The following is a 7,348-nucleotide window of genomic DNA, read 5'->3' on the forward strand; positions in this document are numbered from 1 at the left end:
ACCGTGGAGTCCGTCGCCGGACTCGACGAGGCCCGCGCCGCCGAGGGCGTCATCTCCGTCACCGTCGGCGCCAAGCCCGGCGACGGCGTGCGCGTGCTCACCGACAACTGGGACCGGCTCGGCCTGATCGCCGTCTCCGCCGAGGACACCACGGCGGCGGTCCGCCGCGGCGCCGAGGTGATCCGCGAGCACATCCGCGTCGCCCTCGCCCACCCCGACGGCACCACCGTCCTCGCGCAGCCCTCCGAGATCGCCCCCCGCGAAAACCTGCTGATCATCCACCGCAACCCGCTGGAGCCCTTCCCCTACCGCTCCTGGCTCCCGGACCACACCGGCGACATCGTGGTCCTCGCCAACCGCGAGAAGATCGAACTCGCCGGCGAGAAGGTCCCCGACGGCAACCTCGGCTACACCCGCCTGGAGATCCACGACGACTTCGACTCCCCGGAGTTCGAGGCCCGGGCCGTCGAACTGATGGAGGAGCACCGGATCACCGGCGTGACCGTGCTGCACGAGGGCGACATGGACCTCGCCGCCCGGCTGCGCCAGCGCTTCGGACTGCGCGGCCCCTGGAAGGACGACGTCAAGCCCTTCCGCGACAAGGCCCTGATGAAGACCCGCGCCCAGGCCTCCGGCATCGAGGTCGCCGCCTGGGTGCAGCCCCGCACCGCCGACGAGGCCCGGAACTTCGCCGAGGCCGAGGGCTTCCCCCTGGTCTTCAAGGAGCGCAGCGGCTTCAACGCCATCGGCCTGCGCGTCCTCCACGACCAGGCCTCCTTCGAGGAGACCCTGGCCGAGGCGTACGCGGCCGGAGAGCGGGACGACCTCCTGCTGGAGGGCTTCGTCCCGGGCCGCATGTGCCACGTCGACGGCGTGGTGCGCGACGGGCGGGTGGCCATGGCCTGGCCCTCGCAGTACCAGTACGACCTGTCCTCCTTCGCCTCCGACCCGGGCCCGCGCATCGACCTCACCCTCGACGAGGACGACCCGGTCACCCCGCGCCTGCTCGACCTCGCCGAGCGGGTGCTGGCCGCCCTGGCCCCCGAGGGCTCCCGGCTGCGCGACCACGCCTTCCACATGGAGGTCTTCCTCACCCCCGACGACCGTCTGGTGCTGTGCGAGATCGCCTGCCGCCCCGGCGGCGCCAAGATCCGGGAGGTCTTCCACAGCCTCTTCGGGGTCCACCTCGGCGAGTACGCCGTCCGCGCCGACGCCGGCCACCCGCTCCACGAGGCCGTCCGCAAGGGCGACGACCCCGCCGGGCTGCCGAGGCCGCGTCACATGGCCGGCCAGCTGCTCATGATGAAGCGGCCCGGACTGGTGCGCGAACTGCCGGCCGTCCCCGACGAGCCGTGGCTGGACGGTTTCTGGCTCTACGCCGAGGAGGGCCAGGTCATCGCCCCGGCCTCCGGCTCCTCCGACTTCCTCGCCGCCGCCGTGGGCACCGCGCCGGACCGCACGGAGTGCGAGCGCCGGCTGCGCGAGCTCGGCGAGTGGGTGCGCGAACACAGCGTGATCGGGGACGCGTCATGACGGGGGCCCGCCTGTCAGCGAAGACGCGGTACATGCTGGGCATGGTCGTCGACGCCACCGGCGCCGGCATGTACCTGCCGCTGTCGCTGCTGTACTTCCACCACGTGACCGGGCTGCCGCTGACCCAGGTCGGCACCCTGATGACGGCCGCCGCGGTGATCGGCCTGATCAGCAACCCGGCGGCGGGCGTCCTCATCGACCGGTTCGGCGCCAAGGCCGTCGTCACCGGCGGATACCTGCTGCGGGCCGCGGGCTTCTGCACGTACCCGCTGGTGGACAACGGCTACACGATGTTCGGCGTGATCCTGCTGGTGGCCCTGGGCGACACCTCGTTCCCGCCGGCCATCCAGTCGTTCATCGCCGAGTTCGTCAAGGGCAACGAGCGGGACAAGCTGCTCGCCGCGCAGCGCAGCCTGCGCAACGCCGGTCTGGGCGTGGGCGGTCTGATCGCGGGCGGCGTCCTCGCCCTGGGCAGCGACGCCTTCTACTACGTGATCGTGTTCTGCACGGCGGCCGGGTACGTCCTGGCGGCCGTCTGCTTCGGGTCCATCCCGATCCCGCGCACGGCCCCGGGGGCCGCGGCCCCCCGCGTCTCCCGCAAGGGCGGCTACCGCCTCGTCGCGCGTAACCGGCCCTTCCTCGCCCTGACCCTGCTCAACGTGCCGACCGCGTTCGGCTACACGGTGCTCGCCGTCGGCATCCCGGCGTACGTCACCCAGGACCTGGGCGCCTCCACCTCGCTGGTGGGTGTCCTGTACGCGGTCAACACGGTCGGGATCGCGCTGCTGCAGATCCCGGTCACCCGGGCGCTCGTCGCCTTCCGCCGCTCCCGTGCGGTGGCCCTCGGCGCGGGGGTGTTCGCGGCCTCGTTCGTGGTCTTCGCCACCCTGGCCGCCGTGGGCGAGAAGTCCGTCATCCTGGTCGGGATCTTCGCCGCGACGGTCCTGTTCACGGCGGGCGAGCTGCTGCACGGCGCCACGGCCTCGGCCCTGTGCGCGCAGGCCGCGCCGGAGGAGACGCGTGGCCGCCACCTCGCCGTCTACCAGCTCTCCTGGGCGGTGCCCAGCGCGCTGGCCCCGGCTGTCCTGACGGCTCTGCTCACCCTGTCGCCGACGGCGATGTGGCTGGTCCTCGCGGTCGGGGCGACGGTCTCCGCCCTGGGCGTGCTGCGCCTGGAGCCCAGGCTCCCGCAGGAGGCGGTGTACCCGGCCCCGCGCCCGGCGAAGACCGCCCCGGCCGAGCCGGCGCGGGCGTCGCACGTGAGCCCCCTGCCGGGCCGCTTCCCCGCGGCCGGCAGGGGGCCCGTACGTTCCCCGGCGGTAGGGGGCTCCCCAGGACGGGAGGCCGGTGGGCAGGGGGTTCTCCGGCGCCGGGCCGGTCCCGAGGGCTACGGGGAGCCGGCCGGGGACGGGGCGGCGGAGGGCGGCAGGGTGCCCGCGGCCGTCCCGGAGGGCTCCGGCGTCGTACGGGCGGTCGGGCCGGCCGTCCCGCTGGGCAGGGCACCCGTGAGGATCTCCACCTTGCCGGTGTCGAGGGAGTAGTAGCCGCCGACCACCGCGAGGGAGCCCTTCTCGACCAGGGGAGCGAGGTCGGCGTTGGCGCGCAGGTCGTCCGCGGTCAGCCGCACCTGGTTACGGATCATCCGGTCCACCGGGTCCGGTCCGCCCTCCTTGACCGTCTGCTCGTACGCCGGGCGCAGCGCCTTGGCGAGTGCCTCCAGGTTCCCCGGCAGGGCTTTGCCGTCGCGCTCCGCCTTGTACGCGGCGTCGATCGCCCCGCAGCGCTGGTGCCCGAGCACCAGGACCAGCGGGGTGGCCGAGGTCAGCGGCCCGTACTCGACGGAGCCGGTGACCACCGCGTCGACCGCCTGCCCGCCCGTGCGCAGGACGTACATGTCACCGAGCCCGGTGTCGAACAGCAGCTCCGGCGGCACCCGGGAGTCGATGCAGGACAGGACCACCGCGAACGGCGTCTGGCTCTGGGCGACCAGCTGACGGCGCGTCGGGTCCCGGTCGGGGTGCTGGAGATTGCCGTCCACCCACCGTTCGTTGCCCTCCATCAGCCGCGCGTAGGCGGCGGCCGGTGTGCTCGTCCGGGGAGTGGACCCCGCGGGCTCCGGCCGGCCCCGGACCGCGCCGGCCGGGGTGGTGGCCTTCGCCGTGCAGGCCGAGAGCGTGCCCATGGCGAACGCCGCCAGGCCGCCGGCCAGCAGGGCCTTGCGGCGCGGCAGTCCTGCGCTGTCCATCGCTTTCCCTCCGGGGTCGCCGTGCGGGTCCCGTAGGGGGGACCCAGGCGACTATCGGACGGGGCGCGGGCGTGGCGGCCGCAGGCACGAGCGGGAGCCGCCGGGGTTCGCACCGTCGGCGCACATCCGGGCGGGCGGGGTCAGGAGCCGGGCACGGGGCGCGCCGTCACGGGCTGGGAGGGGGCCTGGTGGCCGCCGGTGGCCAGCATGCGCACCTCGCCCCGGTCGCTGATCTCCGCGCGGACGATGCCGGTGGCGTCGGCGTAGACCGGATGCCCGCCGGGACCGGTCGACTCCGTACGGTCCACGACCACGGTGTCCCCGTCGGTCCCGGCGCTGCCCGGAAACGTCAGCTCGTAGCGTCCCGTGCTCATGCCTCCATCGTGGGCCGCCCCGGCCCTCCCCGCCTTCCGGCTTTGCCTCCTCTTTGCCGCGGCGCCGCGCCCGCTCTAGACGGGCGCGGCGCAGATGACGTCGTAGGGGCGCCCGATCGACAGGGTCAGCTCCATGGGCTCGGAGGTGCCCGCCGGGCACTGCTCCTTCTCCTTGACCAGGTCGAGCACCTTGAAGGCGTCGCGCCCGGCGGACGCGCAGGCCACCTCCTGGGCGGAGGAGGAGACGCAGTCGCCCTTCACCAGCTGCCCGCCGCCGGCCCCCGCGTCCCCGGGGTGGTCGCCGGAGAGGTTGCGTCCGCAGACGGTGTGGGTGGGGATCCCGCCGCCCTTCGACTTGTCCTTGGAGGACCCGTACGACACCGACACGCGGATCATCAGGTCCGTCCCCGCCGGGCACTGGACCGACCCGGGCAGGATCCCGGCCGAGGTCACCTCCAGGGCCTTGAAGGTGGCGCCGGACTCGTCGCAGCCCATCGCCCGGTAGCCGTCCGGTGCCTGCTTGGGGTCGGGGCCGCCGCAGTCGCCGGCCTGCCAGGACCCGCTGCCGCCCTTCGAGGACGAGGAGGACCCGGAGCCGGTGTCCTTGCCGCCGCACGCCGCCGTGAGCGCGAGGCCCAGGCCGAGTGCGGCCACGAGTCCGGCGCGCCGTGCGGCGGCGCTCCGGGAACTGCCGTGCTGGAACATCGTTCTCCCTATCGATTCGGTTCCTGCGGTGCCGCCGGACGGTAGGCGAAGCGGTCGGCGCCGCGGCGCCCGCGCTCCTCCAGCGGCAGCACCCCCGTGGCTGCCGCCAGCCCGTACGGGGGCATGTCGAAGTAGATCGTCTCGTACCCGCCCTGGGGCGCGACGTACGTCTCGTGCCAGATCCCGACGTGCCCGCGCATCCTCCCCGCCCGTTCCTTGCGGTTGATGGCGGCCCACATCCGGTGGTGCAGGGCGTCGGGCGCCTTCGCGTACGCGTAGAGCTTCTCCTTGGACTCCCAGTACTGGACCACGTAGTAGGTGCGCGGCGAGGCCGTGAGCAGGACGTGGTTCAGCAGCCCGCGCGCCCTGTCCTTCTTCAGCTCGCGCAGCATCCGCGGCATGCCGGTGAAGACGGGCAGCCAGGAGTGCACGGCCCAGAAGTGGTTGATGCGCATCCCGATGAGCAGGACCACGGCGTCACCTTCGAGGGCTGCCGTGGTGCGGCCCGGGATCGGCTTGGCGGACACGAGGCCTCCGGACGGTGTGGGCTCGACGTGTGGATAGCGCGACTTTCCAACAGGGCGTGATGAGATAGTGGCGCTATCCGAGGAAAGGCGCAAGGGATGCGGCTGTCAGAGCTGAGCGAACGCAGTGGCGTCTCCACCGCGACCATCAAGTACTACCTGCGCGAAGGCCTGTTGGCGCCCGGACGCCGGATCAGCGCCACCACCGCCGACTACGACGAGGCCCACCTGCGCCGGCTGCGCCTCGTCCGCACCCTGCTCCAGGTCGGCGGGCTCTCGGTGGCGGCGGCCGGGGAGGTGCTCCGGCACGTGGACGACGACTCCCTGGGCCGCACGTTCCGCCTGGGCGCGGCCCTGTGGGCGCTGCCCCACCCGCCCGCACCGGACGCCGAGGAGGGCGACGAGGCCCAGGTGACGGCGCGCCGGGAGGTCGACCTGATGCTGGAGGAACTCGGCTGGGAGAGCGCCCGCGAGCTCGCGCCGGTCAACCCGGACCACACCTCGCTGGTGGAGGCGGTCGCCTCGCTGATCCGGCTGGGCTACCCGTGGAACGCGGAGATGATGACCCCCTACGCCCGGATGATGCACCAGGTCGCCGTCCACGACCTGGACTTCGTGGAGACCTACCCCTCGGAGTCGGAGCGGGTGGAGGCGGCCGTGGCCGCCACCATCCTCTTCGAACCGATCCTCCGGGCCATGCACCGCATCGCGCAGCAGGAGGAGACGGTCCGCCGCTACGGGATCACCTGAGGGGCCGGCCCGGGGGCCGGCGGGTCCCGCTACTCGAAGCGGGCGGTGTCGCCGGCGCCCCGGCGGACGATCTCGGCCTCGCCGGTGGAGAAGTCGATGACGGTGGTCGGCCGGGTCCCGCAGTCCCCGGAGTCCACGACGGCGTCCACCACGTGGTCGAGCCGCTCCTTGATCTCCCAGCCCTGGGTCATCGGCTCGTCCTCGCCGGGCAGCAGCAGCGTGCTGGAGAGCAGGGGCTCACCCAGCTCCTCCAGCAGTGCCTGGGTCACCAGGTGGTCGGGGATCCGCACGCCGACCGTCTTCTTCTTCGGGTGCAGCAGCTGGCGCGGCACCTCCGACGTGGCCTTGAGGATGAAGGTGTAGGCACCCGGGGTCGACGCCTTGATCGCGCGGAACACGTCATTGTCCACGTGCACGAACTGCCCCAGCTGCGCGAAGTTCTGGCACACGAGCGTGAAGTGGTGCTTGTCGCCGAGCTCGCGGATCTGCCGGATCCGCGCCAGGCCCTCCCGGTTGCCCAGCTGGCACCCCAGCGCGAAGCAGGAGTCCGTGGGATATGCGATGAGCGCGCCGGAGCGGATGCTGTCGGCCACGCCGCTGATGGTGCGCCGCTGAGGGTTCTCGGGGTGCACGTCGAAGTACTTCGCCATCCGCCGAGCCTACGGGACGGGGGACCGGGTCGTTCCGCAAGGCCGTCCCTGCTCCGTCCGGGTTCACTTGCGGTGCCCGTTCGGCCCCAGGACCGTGCGTACGATCATCGGCCCGGTTTCCGGTCGCTTTGATGCTGCCATCGGCAGGCACGACAACCGGGAGGGACGCGTGGCCAGTTCGCGGACGAAGGTGTGGACCACGGCGGCCGCGGTGACGGGAGCCCTGCTCGCCGTCGCCGCCGCACCGGGCCGGACCCCGGACACCGTCGCCCGGCAGGACCCCGGCGCACCCGCCGCGCGCGATGCGGCGGTCACCCTGCTCGTCGGACGGGCCCTGGACCCGCGCGCCCTGGACCGCGGCCCCGCCCCCGCCGCCCGCTGGTGCGCCGCCCCCGCCTTCGCCAGCGGCCCGTGCGGCACCTGGCGGGAGCAGCGGGTCCGGGCCACCGCCCACGGGACCGCGGACCTGCTGTGGAACCCGTCCCTCGGCAGCACCGGCACGCTCCCCACCGCCGCAGGCGGGCCGCTGGAGATCGCCCTCGCCCACGCCGAGGCGGGCCGCCTCAC

Annotated in this window: 8 protein-coding genes and 1 pseudogene; 4 read left to right on the plus strand and 5 right to left on the minus strand. The window is 73.5% G+C overall.

The window, feature by feature from the left end:
- Positions 1-1,533 (plus strand): hypothetical protein (locus VR44_RS29365; RefSeq protein ID WP_157880438.1); only part of this gene is annotated, 1,533 nt, incomplete at its 5' end.
- 41 nt (positions 1,534-1,574) lie between these two features.
- Positions 1,575-2,765: pseudogene (locus VR44_RS29370) on the plus strand (MFS transporter); the annotation flags it as partial.
- A gap of 155 nt (positions 2,766-2,920) precedes the next feature.
- Here VR44_RS29370 and VR44_RS43090 read toward each other — a convergent pair.
- The 4 genes from VR44_RS43090 to VR44_RS29390 all read right to left on the minus strand — a co-directional run bounded on the left by VR44_RS43090 (position 2,921) and on the right by VR44_RS29390 (position 5,384).
- The gene (locus VR44_RS43090) at positions 2,921-3,778 is read right to left on the minus strand and encodes a carbonic anhydrase (protein ID WP_211275143.1); all 858 of its coding nucleotides are present in this window, start codon (positions 3,776-3,778) and stop codon (positions 2,921-2,923) included.
- A gap of 140 nt (positions 3,779-3,918) precedes the next feature.
- Positions 3,919-4,152 carry a DUF6296 family protein gene (locus tag VR44_RS29380; protein WP_045950648.1) on the minus strand — a complete coding sequence of 78 codons (234 nt, stop codon included), beginning with the start codon at positions 4,150-4,152 and terminating at the stop codon, positions 3,919-3,921.
- Between the two features lie 75 nt (positions 4,153-4,227).
- Positions 4,228-4,857, minus strand: coding sequence for a hypothetical protein (locus VR44_RS29385; RefSeq protein WP_045950649.1), 630 nt, complete (start codon positions 4,855-4,857; stop codon positions 4,228-4,230).
- An 8-nt stretch (positions 4,858-4,865) separates the two neighbouring features.
- A complete protein-coding gene (locus VR44_RS29390; RefSeq protein WP_045950650.1) occupies positions 4,866-5,384 on the minus strand; it encodes a DUF4188 domain-containing protein in 519 nt (172 codons plus the stop codon).
- Between the two features lie 96 nt (positions 5,385-5,480).
- On the opposite strand from VR44_RS29390, the gene VR44_RS29395 reads away from it, so the two are divergent.
- On the plus strand, positions 5,481-6,131 hold the full coding sequence (locus VR44_RS29395; protein WP_045950651.1) for a MerR family transcriptional regulator: 651 nt from the start codon (positions 5,481-5,483) through the stop codon (positions 6,129-6,131).
- A 29-nt stretch (positions 6,132-6,160) separates the two neighbouring features.
- Here the strand turns inward: VR44_RS29395 and VR44_RS29400 are convergent, their stop codons facing one another.
- Entirely contained in the window at positions 6,161-6,781 is a 621-nt protein-coding gene (locus VR44_RS29400) for an L-threonylcarbamoyladenylate synthase (RefSeq protein ID WP_045950652.1), read from the minus strand.
- A gap of 169 nt (positions 6,782-6,950) precedes the next feature.
- On the opposite strand from VR44_RS29400, the gene VR44_RS29405 reads away from it, so the two are divergent.
- Positions 6,951-7,348: hypothetical protein (locus VR44_RS29405; RefSeq protein WP_045950653.1), on the plus strand; the 398-nt coding region annotated here is incomplete at its 3' end.

This window comes from Streptomyces katrae (assembly GCF_000966975.1).
Lineage (GTDB): Bacteria > Actinomycetota > Actinomycetes > Streptomycetales > Streptomycetaceae > Streptomyces > Streptomyces katrae.